At 67.2% G+C, this 26,184-nt stretch carries 26 protein-coding genes and 1 pseudogene; 16 read left to right on the forward strand and 11 right to left on the reverse strand.

Going from position 1 to position 26,184, the window contains the following annotated elements; all coding sequences use genetic code 11:
* Positions 1 to 6 precede the first annotated feature (6 nt).
* Positions 7 to 1,971, forward strand: a complete 1,965-nt coding sequence (locus AC1RNC_RS23805) for an acetyl/propionyl/methylcrotonyl-CoA carboxylase subunit alpha (RefSeq protein ID WP_492888508.1) — start codon at positions 7 to 9, stop codon at positions 1,969 to 1,971.
* Positions 1,972 to 2,339: 368 nt separating this feature from the next.
* Here AC1RNC_RS23805 and AC1RNC_RS23810 read toward each other — a convergent pair.
* Positions 2,340 to 2,462, reverse strand: a pseudogene (locus tag AC1RNC_RS23810) (hypothetical protein); the annotation flags it as partial.
* A 495-nt stretch (positions 2,463 to 2,957) separates the two neighbouring features.
* Here AC1RNC_RS23810 and mrdA point away from each other — a divergent pair.
* Together mrdA and AC1RNC_RS23820 are read left to right on the forward strand one after the other, a co-directional pair.
* Positions 2,958 to 4,931 (forward strand): penicillin-binding protein 2, encoded by a 1,974-nt coding sequence (gene mrdA, locus AC1RNC_RS23815; RefSeq protein ID WP_492888509.1) that lies wholly within the window; start codon positions 2,958 to 2,960, stop codon positions 4,929 to 4,931.
* Positions 4,932 to 5,208: 277 nt separating this feature from the next.
* Positions 5,209 to 5,610, forward strand: a complete 402-nt coding sequence (locus AC1RNC_RS23820; RefSeq protein WP_492888510.1) for a DUF1489 family protein — start codon at positions 5,209 to 5,211, stop codon at positions 5,608 to 5,610.
* Positions 5,611 to 5,886: 276 nt separating this feature from the next.
* On the opposite strand, the gene panC is transcribed toward AC1RNC_RS23820, so the two are convergent.
* Positions 5,887 to 6,738 (reverse strand): pantoate--beta-alanine ligase, encoded by an 852-nt coding sequence (gene panC / locus AC1RNC_RS23825; RefSeq protein WP_492888511.1) that lies wholly within the window; start codon positions 6,736 to 6,738, stop codon positions 5,887 to 5,889.
* Positions 6,739 to 6,935: 197 nt separating this feature from the next.
* Here panC and mipZ point away from each other — a divergent pair, with 197 nt between their 5' ends.
* The 4 genes from mipZ (at position 6,936) to AC1RNC_RS23845 (ending at position 9,662) form a co-directional block, all read left to right on the forward strand.
* On the forward strand, positions 6,936 to 7,772 hold the full coding sequence (mipZ, locus tag AC1RNC_RS23830; RefSeq protein WP_492888512.1) for a division plane-positioning ATPase MipZ: 837 nt from the start codon (positions 6,936 to 6,938) through the stop codon (positions 7,770 to 7,772).
* Positions 7,773 to 7,842: 70 nt separating this feature from the next.
* The gene (locus tag AC1RNC_RS23835; protein WP_492840829.1) at positions 7,843 to 8,277 is read left to right on the forward strand and encodes a J domain-containing protein; all 435 of its coding nucleotides are present in this window, start codon (positions 7,843 to 7,845) and stop codon (positions 8,275 to 8,277) included.
* Between the two features lie 15 nt (positions 8,278 to 8,292).
* A complete protein-coding gene (locus tag AC1RNC_RS23840) occupies positions 8,293 to 8,352 on the forward strand; it encodes a hypothetical protein (protein ID WP_492840937.1) in 60 nt (19 codons plus the stop codon).
* 77 nt (positions 8,353 to 8,429) lie between these two features.
* Entirely contained in the window at positions 8,430 to 9,662 is a 1,233-nt protein-coding gene (locus AC1RNC_RS23845; protein WP_492888513.1) for an aminotransferase-like domain-containing protein, read from the forward strand.
* A 129-nt stretch (positions 9,663 to 9,791) separates the two neighbouring features.
* Here AC1RNC_RS23845 and AC1RNC_RS23850 read toward each other — a convergent pair whose 3' ends face one another.
* A complete protein-coding gene (locus AC1RNC_RS23850) occupies positions 9,792 to 11,108 on the reverse strand; it encodes a D-alanyl-D-alanine carboxypeptidase family protein (RefSeq protein ID WP_492888514.1) in 1,317 nt (438 codons plus the stop codon).
* 309 nt (positions 11,109 to 11,417) lie between these two features.
* Here AC1RNC_RS23850 and AC1RNC_RS23855 point away from each other — a divergent pair, with 309 nt between their 5' ends.
* From AC1RNC_RS23855 to AC1RNC_RS23870, 4 genes are all read left to right on the forward strand, one after another.
* Positions 11,418 to 11,852: a phasin family protein gene (locus tag AC1RNC_RS23855; RefSeq protein WP_125159352.1), complete on the forward strand. Its 435-nt coding sequence runs from the start codon at positions 11,418 to 11,420 to the stop codon at positions 11,850 to 11,852.
* A gap of 117 nt (positions 11,853 to 11,969) precedes the next feature.
* On the forward strand, positions 11,970 to 12,431 hold the full coding sequence (locus AC1RNC_RS23860) for a RidA family protein (protein WP_492888515.1): 462 nt from the start codon (positions 11,970 to 11,972) through the stop codon (positions 12,429 to 12,431).
* On the forward strand, positions 12,431 to 13,204 hold the full coding sequence (locus AC1RNC_RS23865; RefSeq protein WP_492888516.1) for a glycerophosphodiester phosphodiesterase: 774 nt from the start codon (positions 12,431 to 12,433) through the stop codon (positions 13,202 to 13,204). The genes AC1RNC_RS23860 and AC1RNC_RS23865 overlap by 1 nt, the downstream gene beginning before the upstream one ends.
* Positions 13,201 to 14,385 carry a GNAT family N-acetyltransferase gene (locus AC1RNC_RS23870; protein WP_492888517.1) on the forward strand — a complete coding sequence of 395 codons (1,185 nt, stop codon included), beginning with the start codon at positions 13,201 to 13,203 and terminating at the stop codon, positions 14,383 to 14,385. Before AC1RNC_RS23865 ends, AC1RNC_RS23870 begins: the two co-directional genes overlap by 4 nt.
* A gap of 155 nt (positions 14,386 to 14,540) precedes the next feature.
* Here AC1RNC_RS23870 and AC1RNC_RS23875 read toward each other — a convergent pair whose 3' ends face one another.
* Together AC1RNC_RS23875 and AC1RNC_RS23880 are read right to left on the reverse strand one after the other, a co-directional pair.
* Complete coding sequence (locus AC1RNC_RS23875; RefSeq protein WP_492840841.1) at positions 14,541 to 15,029, reverse strand: pyridoxamine 5'-phosphate oxidase family protein; 489 nt, start codon at positions 15,027 to 15,029, stop codon at positions 14,541 to 14,543.
* 62 nt (positions 15,030 to 15,091) lie between these two features.
* Positions 15,092 to 15,673, reverse strand: a complete 582-nt coding sequence (locus AC1RNC_RS23880) for a DUF4287 domain-containing protein (protein WP_492888518.1) — start codon at positions 15,671 to 15,673, stop codon at positions 15,092 to 15,094.
* A gap of 55 nt (positions 15,674 to 15,728) precedes the next feature.
* On the opposite strand from AC1RNC_RS23880, the gene AC1RNC_RS23885 reads away from it, so the two are divergent.
* Both AC1RNC_RS23885 and AC1RNC_RS23890 read left to right on the forward strand, forming a co-directional pair.
* Positions 15,729 to 16,163 carry an HIT family protein gene (locus AC1RNC_RS23885; protein WP_492888519.1) on the forward strand — a complete coding sequence of 145 codons (435 nt, stop codon included), beginning with the start codon at positions 15,729 to 15,731 and terminating at the stop codon, positions 16,161 to 16,163.
* A 343-nt stretch (positions 16,164 to 16,506) separates the two neighbouring features.
* Positions 16,507 to 16,803 (forward strand): hypothetical protein, encoded by a 297-nt coding sequence (locus AC1RNC_RS23890; protein ID WP_492888520.1) that lies wholly within the window; start codon positions 16,507 to 16,509, stop codon positions 16,801 to 16,803.
* Between the two features lie 14 nt (positions 16,804 to 16,817).
* Here AC1RNC_RS23890 and AC1RNC_RS23895 read toward each other — a convergent pair whose 3' ends face one another.
* From AC1RNC_RS23895 to AC1RNC_RS23920, 6 genes are all read right to left on the reverse strand, one after another.
* Positions 16,818 to 17,180, reverse strand: a complete 363-nt coding sequence (locus AC1RNC_RS23895) for a CCDC90 family protein (RefSeq protein ID WP_492888521.1) — start codon at positions 17,178 to 17,180, stop codon at positions 16,818 to 16,820.
* 107 nt (positions 17,181 to 17,287) lie between these two features.
* Positions 17,288 to 19,618, reverse strand: a complete 2,331-nt coding sequence (clpA, locus tag AC1RNC_RS23900; protein ID WP_492888522.1) for an ATP-dependent Clp protease ATP-binding subunit ClpA — start codon at positions 19,616 to 19,618, stop codon at positions 17,288 to 17,290.
* Positions 19,619 to 19,629: 11 nt separating this feature from the next.
* Complete coding sequence (clpS, locus tag AC1RNC_RS23905) at positions 19,630 to 19,959, reverse strand: ATP-dependent Clp protease adapter ClpS (RefSeq protein ID WP_013079900.1); 330 nt, start codon at positions 19,957 to 19,959, stop codon at positions 19,630 to 19,632.
* Positions 19,960 to 20,199: 240 nt separating this feature from the next.
* Positions 20,200 to 21,456 (reverse strand): DNA polymerase IV, encoded by a 1,257-nt coding sequence (locus AC1RNC_RS23910; protein ID WP_492888523.1) that lies wholly within the window; start codon positions 21,454 to 21,456, stop codon positions 20,200 to 20,202.
* Positions 21,457 to 21,466: 10 nt separating this feature from the next.
* Entirely contained in the window at positions 21,467 to 22,357 is an 891-nt protein-coding gene (locus tag AC1RNC_RS23915; RefSeq protein ID WP_492888524.1) for an ROK family protein, read from the reverse strand.
* Entirely contained in the window at positions 22,354 to 23,001 is a 648-nt protein-coding gene (locus AC1RNC_RS23920) for a hypothetical protein (protein ID WP_492888525.1), read from the reverse strand. The genes AC1RNC_RS23915 and AC1RNC_RS23920 overlap by 4 nt, the downstream gene beginning before the upstream one ends.
* Before the next feature lie 115 nt (positions 23,002 to 23,116).
* Between AC1RNC_RS23920 and divK the strand changes: the two genes are divergently transcribed.
* The 3 genes from divK to AC1RNC_RS23935 all read left to right on the forward strand — a co-directional run bounded on the left by divK (position 23,117) and on the right by AC1RNC_RS23935 (position 26,152).
* The gene (gene divK / locus AC1RNC_RS23925) at positions 23,117 to 23,497 is read left to right on the forward strand and encodes a cell-cycle response regulator DivK (RefSeq protein ID WP_099576699.1); all 381 of its coding nucleotides are present in this window, start codon (positions 23,117 to 23,119) and stop codon (positions 23,495 to 23,497) included.
* Positions 23,494 to 24,858, forward strand: coding sequence for a PleD family two-component system response regulator (locus AC1RNC_RS23930; protein WP_492888526.1), 1,365 nt, complete (start codon positions 23,494 to 23,496; stop codon positions 24,856 to 24,858). The genes divK and AC1RNC_RS23930 overlap by 4 nt, the downstream gene beginning before the upstream one ends.
* Positions 24,859 to 25,012: 154 nt before the next feature.
* Positions 25,013 to 26,152: a sugar-transfer associated ATP-grasp domain-containing protein gene (locus AC1RNC_RS23935; protein WP_492888527.1), complete on the forward strand. Its 1,140-nt coding sequence runs from the start codon at positions 25,013 to 25,015 to the stop codon at positions 26,150 to 26,152.
* Positions 26,153 to 26,184: the final 32 nt, after the last annotated feature.

Genomic DNA, 26,184 nt, shown 5'->3' on the forward strand with positions numbered 1-26,184 from the left:
TCCGCCTTGATCTCCTCCGTCCTGATCGCCAACCGAGGCGAGATCGCCCGTCGCATCATCCGCACCGCTCGTGAGCTGGGCGTGCGGACGATCGCCGTCTATTCCGAGGCGGACGCTCACGCGCCCTTCGTGATGGAGGCCGACGCCGCGATCCTGATCGGCCCGGCGCCGGCCAAGGAGAGCTATCTGGATCCGCGGAAGATCCTGGCCGCGGCCCGTCAGATGGGGGCTGAGGCCATCCACCCCGGCTACGGCTTTCTGTCCGAGAACGCCGAGTTCGCGGAGAGCGTGATCGACGCGGGCCTGGTCTGGATCGGTCCGCCGCCCTCGGCGATCCGCGCCATGGGCCTGAAGGACGCCGCCAAGAAGGTGATGATCGAGGCCGGCGTGCCGACCACGCCGGGCTATCTGGGCGAGGACCAGTCGGTCGAACGGCTCACGGCCGAGGCGGCCAAGATCGGCTATCCCGTGCTGATCAAGGCCGTGGCCGGCGGCGGCGGCAAGGGGATGCGCAAGGTCGACAAGGCCGAAGATTTCGAGGCCGCCCTCGGCTCGTGCCGCCGCGAGGCCGCCGCCAGCTTCGGCGACGACCGGGTGCTGCTGGAGAAGTACGTCACCCGGCCGCGTCACATCGAGGTGCAGGTGTTCGGCGACACCCACGGCAATGTCGTCCACCTGTTCGAGCGCGACTGCTCGCTGCAGCGCCGCCACCAGAAGGTCATCGAGGAAGCTCCGGCCCCCGGCATGGACGAGGCCACGCGAGAGGCCGTCTGCGCCGCCGCGGTCAAGGCCGCCCAGGCCGTGGGCTATGTCGGGGCCGGCACGGTCGAGTTCATCGCCGACGCCAGCGAAGGCCTGCGCGCCGACCGCATCTGGTTCATGGAGATGAACACCCGTCTGCAGGTCGAGCATCCGGTCACCGAGATGGTCACCGGCCAGGACCTGGTCGAGTGGCAGCTGCTGGTCGCCTCGGGCGAGCCGCTGCCGCTGGAGCAGGACGAGATCACGCTGGACGGCTGGGCCATGGAGGCCCGCCTCTACGCCGAGAACCCGGCCACCGGCTTCCTGCCCTCGACCGGCAAGCTGAAGCACTTCCGCCTGCCGGAAGGCGACGTCCGCGTCGACAGCGCGGTGGAGGAGGGGGGCGAGGTGACGCCCTTCTACGATCCGATGATCGCCAAGCTGATCGCCCACGGCGTCGACCGCGAGGACGCCGCCCAGCGCCTGGCCGAGGCCTGCGCCCTGGTCGAGGTCTGGCCGGTCAAGACCAACGCCGCCTTCCTGGCCAAGTGCGCCAGCCACCCGGACTTCGTCGACGGCGCCGTCGACACCGGCTTCATCGAGGCCCGCCTCGACGAGCTGGTCGAGCGCAGCTTCAGCGACGAGCCGGCCATGGCCGCGATCGGCTGGCGGCTGGACAGCTTCCTGGAGGCCGAGGCGCGCCGCGATCCGTGGGAGAGCGCGCCGTCCAAGCTGCTGGGCTTCCGCATGAACGCCCCGCGCGCCCCGATGCATCTGCCGATGTCGGCCGACGGCAGGGCCATGCCGCTGCGGGTCGCCCTGATCGGCGGCGGCTCCGAGGACTGGTCCTGGGACATCCGCCACGCCGACGGCGCGACCTTCGACGAGGTCACCCGCCTGCCGACCACCTATGGCAAGGGGCCGATCCAGGTGTTCGAGGGCGGCGACGTCCAGACCTTCGACTTCGAGGCCAAGGTCGGCGGGGCGGGCGAGGGCGCGGCCTCGGACGGGAAGATCCTGTCGCCGATGCCGGGCAAGATCGTCTCGGTCGCCGTCCAGGCCGGCCAGACGGTGAGCAAGGGCCAGACGCTGCTGACCCTGGAAGCCATGAAGATGGAGCACGCCTTGGCCGCGCCGTTCGACGGCGTGGTCGCCGAACTCACCGCCGTGGCCGGCGGCCAGGTCAGCGAGGGCGTGGTGCTGGCGCGGCTTGAGGCGGCGGTCGGCTGAGCGCCCCCTCCACCGGCTTCGCCGGCCCCCCTCCCCCAACAGGGGGAGGAGAGAAGAGGGCGCGGCTTCCTCTCCGCCCCGCTTGGGGGCGGACAGACCTGCGTAGCAGGTCAGGTGGGGGCCTGCGCTGAGCTGGACGCACGTCCGCACCTCCACGCGGCCAGCCGCGGAAGTCGTGGAAAGGGACGCGGAGCGCCGGACAGCGTCCGGAGTTTGGAAATAGAAATACCGTTTCGACGAAGCCCGACGCTCCGCGCGACCGTTATCCGCCAGCGTCCCGTCGGGTGGCCCTGTTCAGGCCTTACCGGGACCCAGGCGCCTCCGTTTCCGGAAGCGCCCAGAGGTCGAAGAGGACGGGCTTACAGCCTGACACGCCCCTTTGCCTCCAACCACGCCGACGGCGGGCGGGTGAGCCCAGCAAGCTCATCCCCGGACCGTCCGAGTATCCCCCTCGGACCTGACCCCGCTCGATCACCCCCCGCCGCCGCAATCGGTCGCTGGCCATGCGCCCTTTCCTCGCGACGAGGTGCAAGCATTATGGCGCCGCGCTGAACGCCGATCATTCAGCGGCGTGTAAAATCGACAAGTATCTGATTTCGTTGGATCCGAGATCGCGAACGCCGGGGATGGAGCGCGCTGAACGCTCTTTCTCGGAGAGACGGATTTTGGGCGCGATGAGCGCGGGTGGGGGGCGCCAAGACGGCGACTTGGAGGCCGCCTTTCACCGGGGCAGGGAAAGCGCGTTGGCGGTCCGAAGCCCCCCTCGACCCGGGTTGAAATCACCGATCTGGCGCTTCTTTCCCGTGGCGGCGGCCCGGGACCCGAAGGCTCTCTTTCGTGAAGGGGGCAGCTCTGGATCTTCATACGGCCTTGACCCTTGGCGGCCCCAAAAATAGCTGCCGCGGAAACTTTCCGCTGGCCGCGAAAGGTCCTTTGAGACCGATCAACGGTGTGATGTCGTCCGGACAAGGTGTGGTTGAGTCGGGATGAGCGAACCTTCAATCTTCTTCTTCGAGGTCAACGAGCGTCAGGGGGTCTTTCACCGGCGCGCGTTCCTTTTGGGTGGGCTTACGGGCGGGGGCCTGCTGGCCCTGGGCGGACGCCTGGCCCAGTTGCAACTCGTGGAAGCCTCACGCTACCAGAAGCTCTCGGCCGGCAACCAATTCAACTACCGTCTGGTGCCGCCGCCGCGTGGTCTGATCCTCGACCGCAACGGCGTGTCGCTGGCGTCCAATCGGCCAAACTTCCGGCTGATGGTCAACAAGGACAAGGACCTGGACGCCGAGGCCGTGATGACCGACCTCCAGAAGCTGGTTCCAATCGACGAGGCGCGCCGCGCGCGCGTTCTGAAGGAACTGGCCCGCGCCCCGCGCAAGGCGCCCGTCGTGGTGATGGAGGACCTTTCGTGGGAGGAGTTCTCGCGGATCAATATCCGTGAGCCGGAGCTGCCCAACGTAACCGCCGACATGGGCGAGGTGCGGGTCTATCCGTTCGGCGGCGCCTTCGCCCACGTGATCGGCTACGTGGCCAAGGCGTCGGAGCGGGATCTGAAGGCCGCCGAGGGCGACAGCACTCAAGACCAGGTTCTGCTGCACAATCCCGGCTTCCGGATCGGCAAGCAGGGCGTGGAGAAGGCCTTCGACACGGCGCTGCGCGGCCACGCCGGCGCCACCAAGACCGAGGTCGACGCCCAAGGTCGCGTCGTGCGCCTGGATCCGGCCGGCGATATCGCCGCGACGGCCGGCAAGGAGATCCGCCTCACCCTGGACGCCGACATCCAGAACCGCGCCCTGGAGGTGATGGGCGAGGAAAGCGGCGCGATCGTGATGGTCGATTGCCGCAACGGCGACCTGCTGTGCATGGCCTCCGCGCCCAGCTTCGACGCCAACCAGCTGGTCAAGGGTCTGTCAGGCCCCGAGTATCGGGCCTTGGCCGAATACGAGCGCAAGCCGCTGCTCGACAAGACCATGACCGGCGTCTACCCGCCCGGCTCGACCTTCAAGCCGACGGTGGCGCTGGCGGCGTTGAGCGCGGGCGTCAATCCGAGCGAGCGGGTGGTCTGCACGGGCGGCTGGTACTTCGGCGGCCGCACCTGGCACTGCCACAAGAAGGGCGGGCATGGCGCGCAGAACATGCACGACGCCATCAAGAACTCCTGCGACGTCTATTTCTACCAGATGGCGCTGCGCATCGGGCCGGATCCCATCCACGCGACGGCGACCGCCATGGGCTTCGGCCAGACCTTCGACCTCGGCATACCCGGCCAGCGCAAGGGCCTGGTCGGCTCGCGCGAGTGGAAGAAGAAAGCCTTCAAGAAGGACCCGACCTGGCACCCCGGCGACTCCGTGCCGTACGGGATCGGCCAGGGCTATATCAACGTCAACGCCCTGCAGCTGGCGGTGATGTGCGCGCGTCTCGCCAACGGCAAGCGGGCGCTGAACCCGCGCCTGGTCAAGTCGATCGGCGGGGTCGACCAGCCGCACGGCGACGCCGTGGCGGACCTGCCTATCCCGCCCGAGCACCTGGCCATCGTCCGCGACGGCATGGCGGCGGTCGCCAACGATCCGACCGGCGGCGCCTACAAGCAGAGCCAGCTGGGTCTTGGCGACGTGCTGATGGCGGGCAAGACCGGCACGGCCCAGGTCCGCCAGTATTCCCAGACGGGATCGCGCAGCAACCAGGGCATCCCCTGGCGGCTGAAGGACCACAATCTGTTCATCGCCTTCGCCCCCTACGACAACCCGCGCTACGCGATGTCGGTGCTGGTCGAGCATGGCGGCCTGTTCGGCTCCAGCGCCGCCGCGCCGCGGGCCCGCGAGGTGATGCGCGTGGCCCTGCTGAAGGATCCGGAAATCCGCGCCCGCATCGAGCAGCCGACGCCGCTGCCGTCCTTCGAGCCCGAGGAGAACGAGGCGGCGGAAGCGCCGACGCCGACCGAGGGCGGCCTGCCGCCGGGGTGAACGCGCCTCGCCGAGGTTCTCACATCCGAAAACGCGCATCGGAAGCCCAGGCGTCCACCCCAGCCCCCAAACGAAGACCGCCGCTGCGGACGGCCTCCCACAAGGCGTCCGAAACGGCGGCATGGAGCCCTCCGGGCTCGGATCACGCCCCCACATGAACGCGATAGCTAAGGGATAACGGTGTCATATGGACCGTCGATGGCTTTCCCCAACCGGGCGAGAGCGGGCGGACGAATGCGTCGGTTGCCTTACCTTGGAAGCGCGCTATCTAGCGCCCATGGCGTTGCACATCATCAAGCTGGTCGTCGGCTGCGAGACGATCGAGGATCTCCTGGCCTGGCACAAGGACGAGAACCAGCCCTGGATCATGCATACCCGCATGACGCCCAAGCGGATCGACGAGGTGCTGGATGGCGGCTCGCTGTATCGGGTGTTCAAGGGACAGATCCTGTGCCGTCAAAGGATCCTGGCCATCGATACGGTCGGGGAGAGCGCGACCTCGCGCTGCGAGGTCACGGTCGATCCGCCGATCATCCGCGTGGCGCCCCAGCCGCGTCGGGCCTTCCAGGGCTGGCGTTATCTGAAGCCGGAGGACGCGCCGCCGGATCTGACCGAAAGCGAGGCCGCCGACCTGCCGCCCGATCTCGCCCGTCAGCTGCGCGAACTGGGCGCCTGGTGACTTTCGCCGAAGAGAACTTTTGAGGGTGTTATTAGCGAAGCGGCAACCAGGCCGGGTGTCATCTTGTCGCACGGATCGCGGAGGGATGACGATGAAGGCCAGTTTTGCCGCCTTGGGCGTTGGTATGCTGTTCGTGGGTCTGATCGTGGGGCTGCTGATCGCCCTCAAGCCGGTCTAGAGCATTCTCCGATCCAACTGGATCGGTGAAATGCTCTAGTCATTTGTTTTGACGCATTTTCTGACGACGAACCGGTATCCACTTCGTCGGAAAATGCTCTAGGCTACAGCCATATTGTCGATCAGCCGCGTCCTGCCCAGCCACGCGGCGACCAGGATGCGGCCGTCGGCCTGACCGATCGGGCCAGGGCCCAGGCGCGACAGATCGCTGGCTTCGCGCACTTCCACATAGTCGACCTGTTCGAAGCCGGCCGCCTTCAACGCGGCCGTCGCCGCGTGTTCGGCCTCGTCGATCCGGCCGCCCGCGGCGACCGCGGCGGCGGCGGCCTTGATCGCCGTCGGCAGGGCCACGGCGGCGGCGCGCTCTTCGGCTGACAGGTAGGCGTTGCGCGAGGAGAGGGCGAGGCCGTCCTCGGCCCGCGCCGTCGGGGCGCCGATGATCTCGACGGGGATGTCCAGGTCGCGGGTCATCCGCTTGACCACCTGCAGCTGCTGGTAGTCCTTCTCGCCGAACACCGCGACGTCGGCCTGGCTCTGGATGAACAGCTTGGCCACCACGGTGGCGACGCCGCCGAAGAACTGCGGGCGCGCCGCGCCTTCGAGGGGTTCGGAGACGCCCGAGACCGTGATCGCCGTGGCGAAGCCGGGGGCGTACATCTCCGCGCCGTTGGGGGCGAACATCAGGTCGCAGCCAACCGAGGCCAGCTTCTCGGCGTCCATCGCTTCGCCGCGCGGATAAGCGTCGAAGTCCTCGTGCGGGGCGAACTGCTTGGGATTGACGAAGACGGTGGCGATCACCCGGTCGGCGTTCCGCTGGGCCAGGCGGATCAGGGTCAGGTGGCCCTCGTGCAGGGCGCCCATGGTCGGAACCAGGGCCACGCGCTGGCCAGCGGCCTTCCAGGCGCGGACGTGCTCGCGCATCTGCGCGACGGTGCGGACGATCTGGGTCATGGCGAGGTCTCCACGCGGACAGGCGGCGCTTATGGCCTCGTGGCCTCCGCAGGTCCACCATCCGTTGCGTGAGGCCGCGCCGGGGGTGCGACAATTATGCTTGTGGATTGAACCGGTTGACCCGCTAGGGCGGCGGTAACATCGTGTTAACCTTCAGTCCAAGGTCGCGCGAGTCGCGACGCATCGGGGATCGAGCCATGGCCGAAACGCGCGTCATCGTCGTCGGCAACGAAAAAGGTGGTGCGGGCAAGTCCACCATCGCCGTCCACCTTGTCACCGCGCTGCTGTACGGCGGCGCCAAGGTCGCCGTGCTGGACCTGGACCTTCGCCAGCGGACGTCGGGCCGGTTCTTCGAGAACCGCCGGGCCTGGGCCGCCAACAAGAAGCTCGATCTGCCCATGCCGTTGGCGCTGGACCTCAGCGACAACGACATCGCCCTGGCCGAGAAGGGCGACGAAGACCAGATCGCCGGCTTCGAGGCCGCTTTCGCCCGCGCGGCGGAAGAGTGCGACTTCATCCTGATCGACACCCCCGGCGGCGACAGCGCCATCACGCGCCTGGCCCACGGCCGCGCGGACCTTGTCGTGACGCCGATGAACGACAGCTTTGTCGACTTCGACATGCTGGGCACCGTCGATCCGGTGACCCTGGAGCTGACCAAGCCCAGCCTTTATTCGCTGACCGTCTGGGAAGGCCGCAAGCAGCGCGCCCTGTCGGGCCAGCGCCAGGCCATGGACTGGGTGGTGCTGCGCAACCGCCTGGCCACCACCGAGGCCCGTAACCGCAAGCGCCTGGAGGACCGTCTGACGGCCCTGGCCAAGCGCGTCGGCTTCCGCATCGGCCCCGGCCTGCGCGACCGCGTCATCTATCGCGAGCTGTTCCCGTTCGGCCTGACCATCGCCGACCTGTCGCCGCAAGTGCGTCCGGTGCCGGTGTCGCTGCAGCACCTGGCCGCGCGCCAGGAGCTGCGCGCCCTGATGCACAGCCTGGGCCTGTCGGCCTATTCCGGCGAGACCCTGCTGGCGGCGCAGTAGGCGCTCGTCTAAGTTCAGGAAGCGGGCGGCTGGGGCGACCTTGCCGCCCGTTTTCGTATCTGGAGCTCCGATGCTGTACCTGCTGCTGGGCGCGGCCATCCTCGTCTTCCTGCTCTGGCCGAAAGGACGCGCGTTCCTGAACGGCGACGGCTGGCGGGTCGGCGCGGGCGCGGCCTCGATCGCCGCCTTCGCCGGTGCGGCCTACGCGTCGATCCGTGGCTCCTGGGGCACGGGGATCGTGCTGGGCGTCATCGGCCTGTGGAGCGTCACCGAGGCCCGCCGCCGGCCGGTCATCCGCCGCGAGATCGTTCATCCGCCCAAGGCCGAGCTCAGCCTGTCCGAAGCCCGCGCCATCCTCGGCGTCGGCCCCGAGGCGAGCCTGGATGAGGTCAAGGCGGCCTATATGCGGCTGATCCAGATGGCTCACCCGGACAAGGGCGGCACCGAAGGCCTGGCCGCCCAGCTCAACGCCGCGCGGGATCGTTTGATCAGGCGGCGAAGCTGAGCTACGACTAGCGCCATGATCAATAACGAACGTTTCTGGCGCCGCCGCTCTTCGGGCCAAACCTGCTCGGTATGACGCTCTGACCTTCGTTGAGAGCGAGCCACGAGCCGTGGCTCAAAGGCGTCATTTCAGTTTCGGACCTTGATCCTCCCATGACTATCCAAGCTTCCCCTTCGGCCATTGACTGGGCCGGGCGTTTCAGCGCGCGCATGGACCGCGTCCACGCCAGCGAGATCCGCGAGCTTCTCAAGCTGCTGGACCAGCCCGACATCCTGTCGTTCGCCGGCGGTATCCCCGATCCCAGCCTGTTCCCGGCCGAGCGGATCCAGGCCGAGTACGAGGCCGTGCTGGCCGACCCGGTCCTGTCCAGCCAGGCGCTGCAGTATTCCGTCAGCGAGGGCTATCTGCCGCTGCGTGAATGGATCGCCGAGCGGATGACCCGCGACGGCATGCCCTGCGAACCGCACAACATCATGCTGACCGCCGGCTCGCAGCAGGCGCTGGACCTGATCGGCAAGCTGTTCATCAGCCCGGGCGATACGGTGGTGGTGGCGCGGCCGACCTATCTGGGCGCGCTGCAGGCCTTCAACGGTTACCAGCCGACCTATCGCGACCTGCCGGAAGCGGCGTTGCGGGGCGGGCAGACCGACCTGCCGCACGGCGCGCTTGGCTATTTCGTGCCCGACTTCGCCAACCCGACCGGCGTTAGCCTGACCCTGGAGGAGCGCAAGGCCCTGCTGGATCTGGCTACCGCGCTGGACATGACCCTGGTCGAGGACGCGGCCTATCGCGAGTTGCGCTTCGCCGGCGAGTCGACGCCGACCGTGCTGGCCCTCGACATCGAGCGGGCGGGCGGGATCGACAACGCTCGGACCCTGTTCCTGGGCACGCTGTCCAAGACCCTTTCGCCGGCCCTGCGCATTGGCTGGGTCTGCGGCCCCAAGCCCGTGATCGAGAAGCTGGTCCTGCTCAAGCAGGGTGCGGACCTGCACGTCTCGACGATCAACCAGATGGTCGCCCATCGCGCGGTCTCGGAAGGCTATGACCAGCACCTGCACCGCCTGCGCGGCGCCTATGGCGCCAAGGGGCGGGTGATGCTGGCCGCCCTGGAGCGGACCATGCCCGAGGGGGTGACCTGGTCGCATCCGGAAGGCGGCATGTTCGTCTGGATCAACCTGCCGGAAGGGATCGACGGCGCGGCCCTGCTGGCTCGGGCTATCGCCGAGGAGCGTGTGGCCTTCGTGCCCGGCGCGCCGTTCTTCGCCGAGGTGAAGACCGCCAACGCCATCCGCCTGAGCTACTCGCTGCCGACCGACGCGCAGATCGAGGAAGGCGTGGGCCGGCTGGCGAGGCTGATCAGCAAGGTGATCTCGGAAACCAAATAGCGTGTCATCCCGGCCGCGGCGAAGCGGAGAGCCGGGACCCAGGGACGACCGCACTGCGTTGGCCCTTGGGTCCCGGACAAGCCCCAAGGGCTTTGCGGGATGACAAGCTAAGTTGGATCTAGAAGTCCGCTAGCGCGGCGACAGCACCATGCAGGGCATGCGCTTGGCTTTCAGGGCCGAGCAGACCTCGCGCGCCGCGTCCGAGGTCAGGCCCTGGAACTGGGCGCGGAACGCGCCGCCGGCCGCGCCTTCGACGGCGCCCTCGGCGTCGGCGACCATCTTGGCGAAGCGGCCGCGCACCAGCTTCAGCTGGTCGTTGGCCAGCGACTTGGACTTGAACGCGCCGACCTGCACGCCCCATTCGCCCTTCGGCTTCTTGGCGGCTTTAGGTTTGGCGGCCTCCTGGGCGCCGCGCAGAGTGGGGGAGACCTTCACCGGACCCGGATTGCGCGGGTTCTCGGTCAGGACGATCCGCAGCCCGGCCTGATCGCCGTCACCCTGTTCGGTCGACGGACGCTCGATCGGGCCCGAGGGCTCTTCCTCATAGATGTTGGCGGCGATGCTGGTGCGTTCGCCGCGCGACCGGCGCTTCATCACGTCGAAGCCGGTCAGCAGCAGGTCTTCCATGTTGTTGTCGCGCCAGGCGGTCGAAGGGCCGCCCAGGACCACGGCGATCAGGCGACGGCCGTCGCGCACGGCCGAGCCGGCGAGGTTGAAGCCCGAGGCGTTGGTGTAGCCGGTCTTGAGGCCGTCAAAGCCGTCCATGCTGTCCAGCAGGCGATTGTGGCCTTTGACGTAGTTGCCCCGGAAGTAGAAGCCCTTCACCGAGAAGTAGCTGTAGTACTGCGGGAAGTCGCGCATGGTGGCGCGCGACAGGATGGCCAGGTCGCGGGCCGTCGAGATCTGACGGCTGTCGGGCAGGCCCGACGCGTTGACGAAGCGGCTGTTGCGCATGCCCAGTTCTTGACCGCGCAGGGTCATCAGGGCGGCGAAGCGCGACTCACTGCCGGCGAGTCGCTCGGCCATGGCCACGGCGACGTCGTTGGCCGACTTGACGGTCATGGCCTTGATGGCCTCGTCGACCGAGAGGCTGTCGCCCGGCGAAATGCCGATCTTGGTCGGAGCCTGGGCGGCCGCGCGGGGCGACATGACGACCCGGTCCGTCAGCTTCAGGCGGCCTTCGCTCAGCGCCTCGAAGGTCAGGTACAGGGTCATCACCTTGGTGACCGAGGCGGGGTAGCGAGGGCTGTCGGCCCTTTTGTCGTAAAGGACTTCGCCCGAATTGGCGTCGATCACGATCGCCGCGTACTTCGGCTCCTGAGCGTTCAGCTGCAGATAGGGTATGGCCGCCGAAGCCGGGGTGGGCGCGACCGCGCCGAACAGGCACGAGAGCGCGAGGCCGGCGACGGCGAACAAGGATCGGGCGGCGGTAAGCTTGGCGAACATGAAGCGGCGTCCGTCATTTGAACTGGGAGCGGTTTCGCACCGCCACACGCGTGATCACTAGCATGATGGAAGCGGCCTTTCGCTAAAGTAAACAACTGGTGAGCGATCTTGCCGCAGCCGCAAAAATATCAGGCGCGCGGCGCCAATGCTGCAGCTTGAGGTCTCGTGACGCTACGTCATGGTGCGCTGCACAAAATCATTGACTGCTGCACTGCAACATGAGAGAACCGTGGTGTTCCAAGCGCAGATGGGCGAGTTGCAGCTCGTTCGTCCGCCCCGCTCCGATCTTCCCTCCCCAGGAGAATTCCCATGGCCGCCGCCGAAACCGTCAAGAACACCGTCGAACAGTTCAGCACCGCCTCGAACCAAGCGTTCAAGGACGGCGTCGAGAAGTCGCTGGCCGCCCTGGCCGAAGCCAACACCCACTCGAAGAAGAACCTGGAAGCCGTCGTCGCCTCGGTGACCGCGGCCACCAAGGGCGCTGAAGCCCTGGGCGCCCAGACCTTCGCCTATGGCAAGAAGGCCGCCGAGGACCAGGTCGCCGCCGCCAAGTCGCTGGCCGCCGCCAAGAGCGTGCAGGAAGCCGTCGAGCTGCAGACCGCCTGGGCCAAGTCGGCTCTGGAAGCCTACATCGCCCAGGTCAGCAAGGCCTCGGAGATCGTCTCGGCCTCGATCAAGGACTCGGTCAAGCCGCTGAACGAGCGCATGACCGCCGCCGTCGAAAAGTTCCAAGCCGCTCGCTAAGAGCTGGCTCCGAACCGACAAGGCTAAAAGGCCCGGACCCCAAGGTCCGGGCCTTTTCTCTTTTGCGCCCTCGCGCAGCACGGTAAGCATGCCGCACCAGTTCATTGGAGCGCATGCATGTCGAAGGTCGAGGAACGCCTGAAGGCGATTGGGATCGAACTGCCCCAGCCGGTGGCGCCGGTCGCCAACTACGTGACCTTCGTCAAGACGGGCGCCCTCGTACACATCTCCGGCCAGATCTCGCTGGACGCCAACGGCGGCGTCAAAGGCACGGTCGGCGTCGACGTCGACCTGGAGACCGCCCAGAAGGCCGCCCGCATCTGCGGGATCAACCTACTGGCCCAGATGAAGGCCGCCTGCGATGGCGACCTGGACCGCGTGGTCCGCGTCGTGAAGCTGGGCGGCTTCGTCCAGGCTGGTCCGGACTTCATCGACATCCCCAAGGTCATCAACGGCTGCTCGGACCTGATGGTCGAGGCGCTGGGCGACGCGGGCCGCCACGCCCGTTCGGCGGTGGGCGTCTATCGTCTGCCCCTCGGCTTCGCGGTCGAGATCGACGCCGTGGTGGAGATCGCCTGATGCGCTCGCGCGAACGTCCCTCGACCGACGTCTTCGGCGAGGCGTGGGAGCGCCTGTTCGACCCGCCGGTGGCCCATCGTGGCCTCTGGACCCCCGACGGCGCGCCGGAGAACTCGCTGGCCGCCTTCCAGGCCGCCTGCGCGGGCGGCTACGGTATCGAGCTGGACGTCCAGCTGACCGCCGACGGCGAGGCCGTGGTCTTCCACGACGAGCGCCTGGAGCGCATGACCGGCCAGGAGGGCCGCCTGCGCGACCACACCGTCGCCGAACTCGGGGCCATGACCCTGAACGGCACGGACGAGACCATCCCGACCCTGGCCGATACGCTGACCATGATCGGCCACCGCGCCATGGTGTTCATCGAGCTGAAGACCCCCTTCGGCGAGGTCGGGCCGCTGGAGAAGCGCGTCACCGACGTCTTGGTCGACCACAATGGCCCGACCGCCGTGATCGGCTTCAACCCCTACTCGCACGCCTGGTTCGCCGACCACCACCCGCAGATCCTGCGCGGCCTGGACAGCTACGGCTGGAACGACGACAGCGCCCGCAAGCTGGCCCCGGAAATGCGCAAGTCGCTGGCGGCGCTGGAGCAGGTCGAGCTGGCGCGCCCCGATTTCCTGGCCCTGGGCCTGGACATGTTGCCCAGCGCCCGCGCCGACCTATATCGCGCCAAGGGCATGCCAATCGTCGCCTGGACGGTTCGCTCGCCCGACCAGTGGGAAGGCGTGCGCGACCATTGCGACAATCTGATCTTCGAGGGCTTCACGGCGTGACATCGGCCCAGGTTGGGGCCCCGACGGGCGTCCAGTCGGCCGTTCGCGTCCATCGCGAGATCGCCGAGATCGGCAAAGCCGCCTGGGACGCCTGCGCGGACCACACCGGTGATCCGTTCGTCAGCTACGACTTCCTGTCGATTCTCGAAGAGAGCGGTTGCGTGGGTCCGCGCGCCGGCTGGGCGCCGCAGCACCTGTCGGTTCTGGACCAGAACGACGTCGTCGCCGGCGTCATGCCGCTCTATCTGAAGTCCCACAGCCAGGGCGAATACGTCTTCGACCATGCCTGGGCCGACGCCTACGAGCGGGCCGGCGGGCGGTACTATCCCAAGCTCCAGTGCTCCTCGCCGTTCTCGCCGGTGACCGGCTCGCGACTGATCGTGCGGCCGGGCGTCGATGTCGACGAGGGGCGCTCGGCCCTGCTGGGCGGCGCCCTGACCCTGTGCGAGCGCATGGGCGCCTCGTCGCTGCACGTGACCTTCCCGGTCGAGGACGAGTGGGCCTGGATGGGCGAGCGCGGCATGCTGCTGCGTCAGGACCAACAGTATCATTGGGAGAACCGGGGCTACGCGACCTTCGACGCCTTCCTGGCGGCCCTGTCGGCCAATCGCCGCAAGACCATCCGCCGCGAGCGCCGCGACGCCCAGGACGGGCTGGAGATCGTCGCCCTGACCGGCGACGACCTGACCGAAGACCACTGGGACGCCTTCTTCGGCTTCTACATGGATACCGGCAGCCGCAAGTGGGGCCGGCCGTACCTGAACCGCCGCTTCTTCTCGTTGCTGCAGGAGCGGATGGCCGACAAGGTGTTGCTGATCATGGCCCGCCGGCCGGGCGGTCCGTGGATCGCCGGGGCGCTGAACCTGCTGGGCCGCGACTGCCTCTACGGTCGCCACTGGGGCTGCACCGAGGACGTGCCATTCCTGCATTTCGAGCTCTGCTACTACCAGGCCATCGAGCACGCGATCAGGCTGGGCCTGCCGCGCGTCGAGGCCGGGGCGCAGGGGCAGCACAAGATCGCGCGGGGCTATCTGCCTAGCGCGGTCTACTCCGCCCACTGGATCGCCGACCCGGCCCTGCGCGAGCCGGTGGCGCGCTACCTCGAGCGCGAGCGCGAGGCCGTCGAGAGCGATATCGCCCTGTTGACGGAAGAGTATTCGCCGTTCCGGGAAGAGCGGTAGCCGCCCTTACCCGTCTTCCCGGCGAAGGCCGGGATCCAGATGGAAAAGCGCTGGGGTTGACGCCAGGAGCGCCGCGCAAGTCCAATCCGCCCCACCGGGTGGGATATGGGCCCCGGCCTTCGCCGGGGAGACGGATTTGGAGGGTGAACGCCTTCCTAGCTCAGTCGCACTTCCCCGACCTTGTCCTTGTAGTCCGTCTTCGGATCGACCCCGAGCATCATCTTCACGCCCGCGAACAGGCTGTGCTCGTTCAGCCAGATCTGGGCGTCGCCCGGCTCGAAGCGCAGCAGGCGCAGCTTCGGATCGTCCTTGCCCTCGTACCAGGCCGCGACGAAGGGGTTCCACAGGCGCTCGATGGTGGTGCGGTCATTGTCGATCCGCAACGATCCGTCGACCGTGGCGAAGACCTCGTGTCCTTTGGAGGCGAAGTGCAGCAGCGCGTCGCGTGTCTGGCCCTCGACGGCCTGGACGAGGTCGACATCGACCGCGCTGAAGATCCAGATCGGGCCCGAATGGTCGCCTTCGATGATCGCGGTCATCGGCTGGGCGCGACCGCCTTCGAGATCGGGCAGGCCCAGCATCACGGTGCGGTCGGACTTCAGCGCCTTCCAGAATTTCTCGGCCAGATCAGCGTCTTTGGACATGGTGGTCTCCTTGTTCGCGAAGACCAACGGCGAGGTTGAGACGCCGTTCCCAGGGTGAAGGTTCAGGACCGTTCCCAGGCCGCCTTCAACAGCGCCTTGATCGTGTCATCGACCTCGGCGGGCGAGGCCAGCGGAAGCTTGGCCTTCAGGCGCTCGGACCAGCCTTCGTTCCTGGGCTCGGAGAGGCCAGGGGAGGCGTCGGGCTCCACCGCCAGGCCTAGCATCGCCGCGCCGCCCTTGATGGGCTTCAGAGCCGCGAACTGCGCCTTGCGCGACCACGCCGTGAAGCCTTTGCGCTGGCCCATGACCAGGTCCGGGAAGTCGGCGACGGCCGCTTCGACCGCCTTCAGGATCGCCGCCGAGGCCGGGTCGGTCCACAAGGCTTCGCGCAGGCCGTCGGCGTCGTCCCAGCCCATCTGCGACGGGAAGGCGACTCCGAAGATGGCGGCGGCGCGATTCTGGCCGATGCCGTAGGTCGCCTTCAGCCAGTCGGCGCGGGCGCGCGGCTTGGTCTCCTGGCACTCGCGACGGACGATCTCGCCCCATTCGTCCAGGGTCTTGCCGGTCTCGCGCTCCAGGTTGGCCTTGACCGAGGTGAACCACTTCCGTTGCTGCTCGGTGAGGCCCTGAGGTCTGGTGTCCACGGTTTGCGCGCCTCGTACGGTTTGCTAGGACCATTCCGTCAAAAGGGAGACGGTCATGAGCCTCGACGGACGCTACGACGCCGACAACATCTTCGCCAAGATCATCCGTGGCGAGATCCCCAGCGTGAAGCTGTTCGAGGACGACAAGGTCCTGGCCTTCATGGATGTCTTCCCGCAGTCGCGCGGCCACGCCCTGGTGATTTCCAAGGTCAGCCAGGCCCGCAACATCCTGGAGGTCGAGCCCGAGGTGCTGAGCGACCTCGCCGCCGCCACCCAGAAGCTGGTGCGCGCCGTGGTCTCGGCCCTGAAGCCCGACGGCGTGGTCGTCACCCAGTTCAACGGCGCTCCGGCCGGCCAGACGATCTTCCACCTGCACTTCCATGTCATCCCGCGTTACGAGGGCGAGGCCCTGGGCCGCCATGGCGAGGGCGGCATGGCCAATGTCGAGGAACTGAAGGCCCTGGCGGCGAAGATTTCCGCGGCGCTTTAGCGCTCTGGCTGCGGAATGGCGCGAATCTATCTATGCAGGTGATCGGGGGATTCATGAAGCTACATCCGATCACTTGGTTACTGCTTGCGACGGCTGGTCTCCAACTGCCGGCGTTATGTGTGTCCATGGCGGAGATCACTCAAGCGTTCCTCAAGGCCCGGCAAACCTCGATAATGAGCGATGAAGCGCTTAGCGTACTGCAGTCTACGCTTGGTAGTGCGCTGGGTGCTGTGCTGCCCCGAGTGGGTGCTATGATTGCGACTATAGGCTTTGCGGCCTCGATAGAAGTTCTCGCGAAGACACACCACAGACTGCGCGCTGAGCGTGCGACAGGAGGGGCTGGATGACCGACCCATTGGATGCCCCGGCTGTCAGGTCGACCGGCTTTATCCGCCGGTTGCACCCGGTGACCCGCATTGTCGGCGCAGCAGCGATCGTTAGCCTGTGTGGTGATGCACTTCAGCTGGTTGGTCTTGTGTCAGCCTACCAATTGGGCTCGGCTTCCCAGCCCTTGACTTCCTCCATCGCGGGCTGGCTTGCTAGCTTCGCCTATTCCCTTGGGTTTATAGGTTCAGCCGCGAGCGTTGAATATCTAGTCCGTATCTGGCGCGAGGTGTTGATCATCCGCCAGCGGCGCTAGTCGGCCTAGCGTCTCTAGGGAACCATCTTGATCAGCGCCGTGGAAATGGTCATCAGCGCGGCCATGCCCCCGAGCAGGGCCCACCCCTGAAGGCGGATCTTCTCGCTGAGGTCGGCACGAAGACGGCTCTCCATCAGCGCCATATCCGATCGTGCGGCCGCGAATTCGGTCTTCATCTCCGAACGCACAGCCGCGAACTCTTTGTTCATTTCTCCGCGCGTGGCCGCGAGTTCCGTCTTGGTCGCGAGTTCGCTGATGTCGGGCATGCGCGCCGTCTGCTGTACGAGTTCGACCACAGCCTCCGCCACGCGCTCATCCATGCCGGCTTCGCGAAGCCGCTTGGACGCCGTTAGCGTATCGAAACCGATCTGGGTCATAACTGCACGCTAGCCGATTGTTCCTGTTTTGTCCACAATCATCCCGTGCTGAAAAGCAAAAAGGCCCGGATTGCTCCGGGCCTTTCCGTTTCAATTTGAAGCCGGCCCTATTCGACCAAAACCGGTTCGGCTTCGTCGGTCTTGCTGGCCTTCGGGTCGGGCGTGCCTTCGATTTCGAAGGCGATCTTGCCGTTCTCGAGGACCACCTTGACGTGGCCGCCGCGGACCAGGCGTCCGAACAGGATGTCGTCGGCCAGGGGCTTCTTGATGTGCTCCTGGATGACGCGACCCAGCGGACGAGCGCCGTAGAGCTCGTCGAAGCCGTTCTTGGCCAGCCAGTCGGCCGCGTCGTCGCTCAGCGAGATCGTCACGTTCCGGTCGGCCAGCTGGGCCTCCATCTGCATGACGAACTTCTGCACGACCTGGCGGATGATCTCCGGCGTCAGCGGCTTGAAGGCCACGACCGCGTCGAGGCGGTTGCGGAATTCCGGCGTGAACAGGCGCTTGAGGGCGGCCTCTTCCTCGCCGACCACCTTGTCGCGACCAAAGCCGATGGACTGGCGTTGGGCGTCCGAAGCGCCTGCATTGGTGGTCATGATCAGGACCACGTTGCGGAAATCGACCTTCTTGCCGTTGGAGTCGGTGAGAACCCCGTGGTCCATGACCTGCAGCAGGATGTTGTAGACGTCCTGGTGAGCTTTCTCGATTTCGTCGAGCAGCACGACCGCGTGCGGGTGCTGGTCGACGGCGTCGGTCAGCTGGCCGCCCTGGTCATAGCCGACATAGCCGGGAGGGGCGCCGATCAGGCGGCTCACGGTATGGCGTTCCATGTACTCGGACATGTCGAAGCGGATCATCTCGATGCCGAGCGTCTGGGCCAGCTGCTTGGCGGCTTCGGTCTTGCCGACGCCGGTGGGGCCGCTGAACAGGAACGAGCCGATCGGCTTGTCCGCGTCGCGAAGACCGGCGCGCGCCAGCTTCATGGCCGAAGACAGCTGCATGATCGCGTCGTCCTGACCGAACACGGCGCGCTTCAGGTCCGTTTCCAGCTCCTTCAGCGCCTCGGTGTCCGACTTGCTCACCGACTTGGGCGGGATGCGGGCGATCTTGGCCACGACGGCTTCGATCTCCTTGACGCCGAGGACCTTCTTGCGGCGGCCTTCCGGCAGCAGCATCTGACCCGCGCCCGCCTCGTCGATCACGTCAATCGCCTTGTCGGGCAGCTTGCGGTCGGTGATGTACTTGGCCGACAGCTCGACCGCGACCTTGATGGCCTCGGCGGTGTATTTCAGCTTGTGGAAGTCCTCGTAGTAGCTCTTCAGCCCCTTGAGGATCTTGATGGTGTCTTCCACTGTCGGCTCGTTCACGTCGATCTTCTGGAAGCGACGGACCAGGGCCCGATCCTTCTCGAAGTGCTGGCGGAACTCCTTGTAGGTGGTCGAGCCCATGCAGCGCAGCGAGCCCGAGGCCAGCGCGGGCTTCAGGAGATTGCTGGCGTCCATCGCCCCGCCGCTGGTCGCGCCGGCGCCGATCACGGTGTGGATCTCGTCGATGAACAGCACCGCGTTCGGATGGTTCTCCAGTTCCTTGACCACCTGCTTGACGCGTTCCTCGAAGTCGCCGCGATAGCGGGTGCCGGCCAGCAGCGCGCCCATGTCGAGCGAGTAGATGGTGGCGCCCTCCAGGACCTCGGGGACCTGGTGCGTGACGATCTTGCGGGCCAGGCCCTCGGCGATGGCGGTCTTGCCGACGCCGGGATCACCCACCAGCAGCGGGTTGTTCTTGGTGCGGCGGCACAGGATCTGGATCGCGCGTTCCACTTCGTTCGCGCGGCCGATCAGCGGGTCGACCTTGCCCTGGCGGGCCTTTTCGTTGAGGTCGACGCAATAGGCTTCCAGAGCTTCGCCGCCCGTCTTGGTGTTCGGCTTCTCTCCGTCGTCCTCGGCCGCGTTCGAACCGGCGTTGGCGCCCTTGACGTTCTTGGGCTCCGAGGCGCCGGCCTTCTTGGCGATGCCGTGGGCGATGAAGTTGACCGCGTCGTACCGCGTCATGTCCTGCTCCTGCAGGAAGTAGGCGGCGTGGCTTTCACGTTCGGAGAAGATGGCGACCAGAACATTGGCACCGGTGACCTCTTCGCGGCCCGACGACTGGACGTGGATCACCGCGCGCTGGATCACGCGCTGGAAGCCGGCGGTCGGCTTGGCGTCCTCGTCGTCGTCGACGACCAGCGAGGCCAGTTCGACGTCGAGATAGTTCGAGAGGCTCTTCTTCAGCGCGGTGAGATCGACGTCGCACGCACGCATGACTCCGGCGGCGTCCTCGTCGTCGGTCAGGGAGAGCAGAAGATGCTCCAGCGTCGCGTACTCGTGCTTACGCTGGTTGGCGTACGCGACGGCGCGATGCAGGGACTCTTCCAGGGGGCGCGAAAAAGAGGGCAATGGGGGGCTCCTCAGTCCTTTTCCATGGTGCACTGCAGGGGGTGCTGATGACGGCGCGCCGAGTCGATGACTTGCGCGACCTTGGTCTCTGCGACTTCGTAAGTGTAGACACCGCACACCCCCACGCCGTTCTGATGGACGTGGAGCATGATGCGCGTGGCGTCTTCACGCGACTTGTTAAAGAACCGTTCGAGCACGTAAACGACGAACTCCATGGGAGTGTAGTCGTCGTTGAGAATCAGAACTCGATAGAGCGAAGGCTTCTGCGTCTTCGGCTTCACTTCCGTGACGACCGACGATCCAGCGCCGTTGCTTTGTCCGCCTTGCTTCCGCTCGGCCATCGACTTGTTCTCTCCCGGCGGGCAAATCACCCGCCTGTCTGAATTAGATATGGAAACGCGACGGCTTTGGAAGAGCCCGAGACGCGTCTGCGCCGCTTTAACACAGGGGCGCCTCGGAAAACGGCTTCACGATTGGGAGAGCGAAGACCGCGCGCGAACGGTTCCGTGGGCGAAAGGTCCAAATGGTGCGCGGCGTGATGTCGCGCAAGAGGGGCGATGGGCCGTGCGGCGGCGACTCAGTCAGCGACCTTTCAAGGCTCGCCCACTGACCACGGCCGCGGCGCCGAACTTGCCGCGCAGGGCGTCGATGGCGGTCTCGCTCTTCAAGGTGCGGCGCTCGTCGTCGGCGAACATGTCCGAGCCGGCGGTCTCGGCGTCGACGAACTCGGTCAGGCCCGCGCCGATCAGGCGGTAGGAGAGGCCTGGGCTTTCGGCCGCCAGCAGTTCTCTCGCCACCTGGAACAGGGTGCGAGCCGTCTGGGTCGGCACGGCCAGGGTGCGGCGGCGGGTGTGGATCTTGAAGTCGGGCGTGCGCAGCTTCAGCGTCGCGACCCGGCCGGCGACGCCTTCCTTGCGCGCCTGCTTGGCGACCTTCTCGCAGAGCGGCCAGAGTTCGTCCTCCAGCGCGTCGCGCTTGTGCAGGTCGTCGTTGAAGGTGGTCTCGGCGCTGATCGTCTTGCGCGACTGGTCGGGATCGACCATCCGGCTGTCCTGGCCGTGGGCCAGGCGGTGCAGGCGCAGCCCGCCCGAGCCCAGACGATTGGCCAGCAGCTTCAGGTCGGCGGCGGCGATGTCGCCGACGGTCTTCAGGCCGATCTCGGCCAAGCTTGAGACCGTGGCCGGCCCGACGCCCGGCAGGACGCCCACGGGCTTGGAGGCCAGGAACGTCTGCGCCTCCGCCGCGCCGATGGCCGAGAAGCCGCGCGGCTTGTCCAGTTCCGAGGCGATCTTGGCCAGGAACTTGTTCGGGGCCAGGCCGATCGAGACGGTCAGGCCGATGTCGCGCTCGATCTCGGCCTGCAGCCGCGCCAGCATCGCCGCCGGCGTCGCGCCATGCAGGCGCTCAGTGCCCGTCAGGTCGATCCAGGCCTCGTCCAGCGACAGCGGCTGGATCAGCGGCGTCAGCCGATCCAGCTTCTCGTGAATGCGCCGGCTGGCCTCCTTGTACTTGGCGAAGTCGGGCTTGATGACCACGGCGTCGGGGCACAGCTTCAGCGCCTTGAACATCGGCATGGCCGAGCGCGCGCCGCTCATGCGGGCGATATAGCAGGCGGTGGTCACCACGCCGCGCTTGCCCCCGCCGACGATCACCGGCTTGTCGCGCAAGGACGGATCGTCGCGCTTTTCCACCGAGGCGTAGAAGGCGTCGCAGTCCAGGTGGGCGATCGAGAGCGTCCCCAGCTCCTCGTGGAAGACCGTCCGCGGCGAGTGGCAGGACGGACACCGCGCGGCCTTGGCCTCGCCCGTCCATCCGCAGTCGCGGCACAGGGACTTCATGGGAGCGTCCTTACGCCTCCAGCGGCCACAGCCAGACCGCGCCGCGCACGCCGGAGCTGTCGCCGTGGGCGGCCTTCTTCACCGGCGTCTCGAAGACGTCGGAAAAGACGTGCGGGGCGATGGCGGCCGGCAGCCGCTCATAAAGCGCGTCTACGTTCGACATGCCGCCGCCCAGCACGATGACGTCCGGATCGATGATGTCGCAGATCGCGGCTAGGCCTCGGCCCAGGCGGTCGACATAGCGGTCCAGGGCCGCGGCGGCCGAGGCGTCGCCGGATTCAATGGCGTCCATGGTCTCCTGGGCCGTCGGGAAGCCCGCGTCGCGCGAGAACGCCGGACCCGCGACCCATTTCTCCATGCATCCGTTGCGGCCGCACCAGCACTCGGGACTGGGATATTCCTCCGGCTTGGGCCAGGGCAGGGGCATGTGGCCCCATTCGCCGCCAACGCCGTTGTGGCCCTCGATGATGCGGCCGTCGACGACCACGCCGCCGCCGCAGCCGGTGCCCAGGATCGCCGCGAACACCACGCGCGCGCCGGCCCCCGCGCCGTCGGCGGCCTCGGACAGGGCCAGGCAATTGGCGTCGTTGGCCAGGCGCACCGGGCGGGCCAGGCGCTGCTCCAGGTCCTCGCCGAACGGGCGGCCGTTCAGATAGACGCTGTTGGCGTTGCGGATCAGGCCGGTGCGCGGCGAGATCGAGCCTGGAATGCCCATGCCCAACCGGGCGCAGGTCGCGCCCGCCATGCACTCGGCGTCGGCCAGCAGGCCGGCCACCACATCCAGCGCGGCCTCGTAGTCACCGGGATTGGGCTTGCGCACCCGCGCGGCGAACTCGCCGGTCTCGCCGAGGGCGGCGACCTCGATCTTGGTGCCGCCGAAATCGACTCCGAACCGGATCATGCGAACAGACGCTCCTCGATGGCGGCCTTCAGGCGGGGCCATTCGTCAATACGGACATGGCGGTCGGGCGCGGACGGGGCGAACGGGCGCAGGCGCTCGTCGCTGACCATCTGGAACCGCCCGACGTCGGGCGCCTTCTCCGCCACCGATTCCAGCTGCGGCAAAAGGTCGTCGATGAAGACGGAGCGACCCGAGGTGCGTCCGGCCAGATCGGCGGCCGCCGGACCCTTGGGGCCGCTGTTGATGATCAGGGGATAGTCGAAGCCGTGCGTTTTCAGCCACTTGGCCCGTGTCAGCCGGCCGTGCTCGGGCGCATTGGTCAGGATCACCACCTCGGCGCGGGTCGACAGATCGGCCAGGGCGTCCGCCGCGCCGATCGCCGGGGGCAGGTCGTCGGCCCCGTCGCGAAAGAAATCATCGAACAGGGCCTTGCCGGCGATCAGATCGAGGTGTTCCGTCTCGCCAGGGCGGTAGATATTCTGAAACAAGGCAAAGCGATCAACTCGCAGTTCGAAGCCATGGCGCGCGATGAAATCGCCGAAGCCGCGCATGAACTGCGCGAGCACCTCGTCGACATCGACGATGACCAGCGGCGCGGTCGGCGTGACGGCGCAGGCCTGAAGGTCGGAGTAGCGTTGTTCCATGAGCTTATGGGTCTTAACGCGATTAGCGGGGGCTTAAGGATATTCGTGGCAACTGGTTCTGGAAGGTGACGCGAATCCCTAGGCGTCGCCACGTGACCTTTTGGTCGGGGTAAGGATGACGAAGAAGGTCCTCATCGTGGAGGATAACGAGCTGAACATGAAGCTCTTTCATGATCTGCTCGAAGCCCAGGGTTACGAGACCCTGCAGACTCGTGAGGGTCTGTCGGCGCTGTCCATTGCCCGCGACAACAAGCCAGACCTGATTCTGATGGACATCCAGCTGCCGGAGATCTCTGGCCTGGAAGTCACCAAGTGGCTGAAGGAAGACGACGAGCTCGCCCACATCCCGGTCGTGGCCGTCACCGCCTTCGCCATGAAGGGCGACGAAGAGCGCATCCGCGAGGGCGGCTGCGAGGCCTATATCTCCAAGCCGATCTCGGTGGTCCACTTCCTGGACACCATCAAGCGGCTCCTGGACAAGGTTCCCGCCGCATGAGCGCCCGGATCCTCGTCGTCGACGACATCGAAGCCAATGTCCGTCTGCTCGAGGCCAAGCTGACGGCGGAGTACTACCAAGTCTCGACCGCGATGGACGGGCCGACGGCCCTGGCGATGGCCGCCCGCGACCTGCCCGACATCATCCTGCTGGACGTGATGATGCCCGGCATGGACGGCTTCACCGTCTGCCGCAAGCTCAAGGAGGATCTGGCCACCCGCCATATCCCGGTGGTGCTGATCACGGCCCTCGACGGCCGGGCCGATCGCATCCAGGGCCTGGAATCGGGCGCCTCGGACTTCCTAACCAAGCCCATCGACGACGTCATGCTGTTCGCCCGCGTGCGCAGCCTGACCCGTTTCAAGCTCGTGATCGACGAACTGCGCCAGCGCGAGGCCTCGGGCCGCCGCATGGGCGTGATCGCCGGCGCCGCCGCCCGCCTGGATGGCCTGGGCGGCCGGGTGCTGATCGTCGACGACAACGAACGCCAGGCCGCCCGCATCGCGGCCGAGCTGGGCGTCGAGCACCGCCCGGTGATCGAGAGCGATCCCGAAAAGGCCAAGATCAGCGCCGGCGGTCCCGTCGACCTGGTGATCGTCAACGCCGCGGCCAAGACCTTCGACGGCCTGCGCTTCACCGCCGCCTTGCGGTCGGAAGATCGTTCGCGCCAGCTGCCCGTCCTGGCGATGGTCGATCCCGACGACCGTGGTCGCATGGTCAAGGCGCTGGAAATCGGCGTCAACGATATCCTGCTGCGTCCCGTGGACCCGCAGGAGCTGTCGGCGCGCGTCAAGACGCAGATCCAGCGCAAGCGCTACACCGACTATCTGCGCAACAACCTCGATCATTCTCTGGAACTGGCCGTCACCGACCAGCTCACGGGCCTTCACAACCGTCGCTACATGACCGGCCAGCTCGACTCGCTGGTCAAGCGCGCGGCGATGGGCGGCGAGCCGGTCTCGGCCCTGCTGATCGACATCGATTTCTTCAAGAAGATCAACGACACCTTCGGCCACGACATCGGCGACGAGGTGCTGCGCGAGTTCGCCCTGCGCCTGGCCTCGAACGTCCGCGCCATCGACCTGCCGTGTCGCTTCGGCGGCGAGGAGTTCGTGGTCGTCATGCCCGACACCCAGCTGGCCGACGCCCTGCGCATCGCCGAGCGGATCCGCAACCACGTGGCCGGCTCGCCCTTCAAGGTGGGACCGACCAAGGAACAGCTGACGGTGACCATCTCGATCGGCGTCTCGGCCACGCTCGGCGCCGACGACACCCCCGAAGCCCTGCTGAAGCGCGCCGACCAGGGCGTCTACCAGGCCAAGGCCTCGGGCCGGAACGCGGTGGTCGGCAAGGCCGCGTAAGCGCCTTCCAGGTCTCGACGTCCAGGGATAGGCGGGTGCGGTGCGCCCGGCGCATTTCTCATAGTCGGCAAGCCCCGAACTTGCGCCTCGGCGTGTTGGGCGTCCCAAAACCGTTACATGGCGGCGCTAGACCTGCGCGTTCCGAGGGCGGCGCATGGGCTACGACAGCTTCTATTTCCTGAAGAAGGCGTACGGGATCTATCCCGGCGTCGTGGCGCCGGTGTCTGCGCGCTGCCTGCGGGAACATTATGCCGCGCGCAAGACCAGACGGGGCCACGCCCGCGCGGCGCTGGACGCGGTGGTCGGCCTGGCCTTCCACGCCTGGATCCCTGGCCGCGCGGCCGAGGTCGCCCGCAAGTTCGGTCTCGACGAAGCCTGGCGCCGCCGGGCCGTCGAGATCGCCCATGAACGCTTCGTCGATCCCAACGATCTGGCCCTGTTCCGCATCGACAACCCCACCCAGCTGGACGGCTATATCCGCCGCTTCGAGGACGCGGCGCTGAACAAGCGGATCAATCCGCTGGGCTGGACCCGAGATTGCGTGCTGGCCGACAAGGTCCGCTTCGAGGCGCGCTGCGCGGCGGCCGGTCTGCCGCATCCGCGCACCGTGGCGGTGGTCGCGGGCGGTCGCGTCACGATGAGGTCGGAGCCGGGCGGTCGCGACCTGGTGCTCAAGCCGGCGGACGGGGAGGGCGGCGATGGCGTTGTCATCCTGGAGCGCGTGGCCGACGCCGCCGATCTGGCCGGCCGCCTGCCGCGCGGCCGGGGCGCCTGGCTTATCCAGGACCGGGTGGACACCCATCCGGCCCTCAAGGACCTGGCGTTGGACGCCCTGCCGACCGTACGCATCGTCACCATGGTCGACGAGGTCGGCGCGCCCGAGGTGGTCAGCGCCACCTTCCGCTTCGCCTCGGTGCGCGGCGCCAAGGTCGACAACATGAAGGCCGGCGGGCTGATTTCGGCGGTCGACCTGCCGCTCGGATCGCTGGGCGTGGCCTGCAAGGGATACGGCGGCGGCGACCACGCCGTGCATCCAGTGACCGGCGCGGCGATCGCCGGGCGCATGCTGCCCGACTGGCCCGCCGCCAAGGGCCTGGTGCGTCGGGGCCATGCCGAGACCTTCCCTGACTACGCCCTGATCGGCTGGGACGTGGCCCTGACGCCGGACGGTCCGGTGCTGATCGAGGGCAATGGCAAGCCGGGCGTCCTGATGCCTCAGCGCGCCGCGCGACAGGGCCTGGGCGTCGGTCGCTACGGCGCGTTGCTGGCTTATCATCTTGCCATCAAACCGTAGCGCGCGCGTCACGCGCCGCGCCTAGCCTCAAA

Source organism: Caulobacter sp. GW822-FHT01G02 (assembly GCF_058802865.1).

Coding starts and splice junctions, on each gene's coding strand:
- mrdA (WP_492888509.1), top strand. CDS start 2,958: ATGAGCGAACCTTCAATCTTCTTCTTCGAGGTCAACGAGCGTCAGGGG.
- AC1RNC_RS23820 (WP_492888510.1), top strand. CDS start 5,209: ATGGCGTTGCACATCATCAAGCTGGTCGTCGGCTGCGAGACGATCGAG.
- panC (WP_492888511.1), bottom strand. CDS start 6,738: ATGACCCAGATCGTCCGCACCGTCGCGCAGATGCGCGAGCACGTCCGC.
- mipZ (WP_492888512.1), top strand. CDS start 6,936: ATGGCCGAAACGCGCGTCATCGTCGTCGGCAACGAAAAAGGTGGTGCG.
- AC1RNC_RS23835 (WP_492840829.1), top strand. CDS start 7,843: ATGCTGTACCTGCTGCTGGGCGCGGCCATCCTCGTCTTCCTGCTCTGG.
- AC1RNC_RS23845 (WP_492888513.1), top strand. CDS start 8,430: ATGACTATCCAAGCTTCCCCTTCGGCCATTGACTGGGCCGGGCGTTTC.
- AC1RNC_RS23850 (WP_492888514.1), bottom strand. CDS start 11,108: ATGTTCGCCAAGCTTACCGCCGCCCGATCCTTGTTCGCCGTCGCCGGC.
- AC1RNC_RS23855 (WP_125159352.1), top strand. CDS start 11,418: ATGGCCGCCGCCGAAACCGTCAAGAACACCGTCGAACAGTTCAGCACC.
- AC1RNC_RS23860 (WP_492888515.1), top strand. CDS start 11,970: ATGTCGAAGGTCGAGGAACGCCTGAAGGCGATTGGGATCGAACTGCCC.
- AC1RNC_RS23865 (WP_492888516.1), top strand. CDS start 12,431: ATGCGCTCGCGCGAACGTCCCTCGACCGACGTCTTCGGCGAGGCGTGG.
- AC1RNC_RS23875 (WP_492840841.1), bottom strand. CDS start 15,029: ATGTCCAAAGACGCTGATCTGGCCGAGAAATTCTGGAAGGCGCTGAAG.
- AC1RNC_RS23885 (WP_492888519.1), top strand. CDS start 15,729: ATGAGCCTCGACGGACGCTACGACGCCGACAACATCTTCGCCAAGATC.
- AC1RNC_RS23890 (WP_492888520.1), top strand. CDS start 16,507: ATGACCGACCCATTGGATGCCCCGGCTGTCAGGTCGACCGGCTTTATC.
- AC1RNC_RS23895 (WP_492888521.1), bottom strand. CDS start 17,180: ATGACCCAGATCGGTTTCGATACGCTAACGGCGTCCAAGCGGCTTCGC.
- clpS (WP_013079900.1), bottom strand. CDS start 19,959: ATGGCCGAGCGGAAGCAAGGCGGACAAAGCAACGGCGCTGGATCGTCG.
- AC1RNC_RS23910 (WP_492888523.1), bottom strand. CDS start 21,456: ATGAAGTCCCTGTGCCGCGACTGCGGATGGACGGGCGAGGCCAAGGCC.
- AC1RNC_RS23915 (WP_492888524.1), bottom strand. CDS start 22,357: ATGATCCGGTTCGGAGTCGATTTCGGCGGCACCAAGATCGAGGTCGCC.
- AC1RNC_RS23920 (WP_492888525.1), bottom strand. CDS start 23,001: ATGGAACAACGCTACTCCGACCTTCAGGCCTGCGCCGTCACGCCGACC.
- divK (WP_099576699.1), top strand. CDS start 23,117: ATGACGAAGAAGGTCCTCATCGTGGAGGATAACGAGCTGAACATGAAG.
- AC1RNC_RS23930 (WP_492888526.1), top strand. CDS start 23,494: ATGAGCGCCCGGATCCTCGTCGTCGACGACATCGAAGCCAATGTCCGT.
- AC1RNC_RS23935 (WP_492888527.1), top strand. CDS start 25,013: ATGGGCTACGACAGCTTCTATTTCCTGAAGAAGGCGTACGGGATCTAT.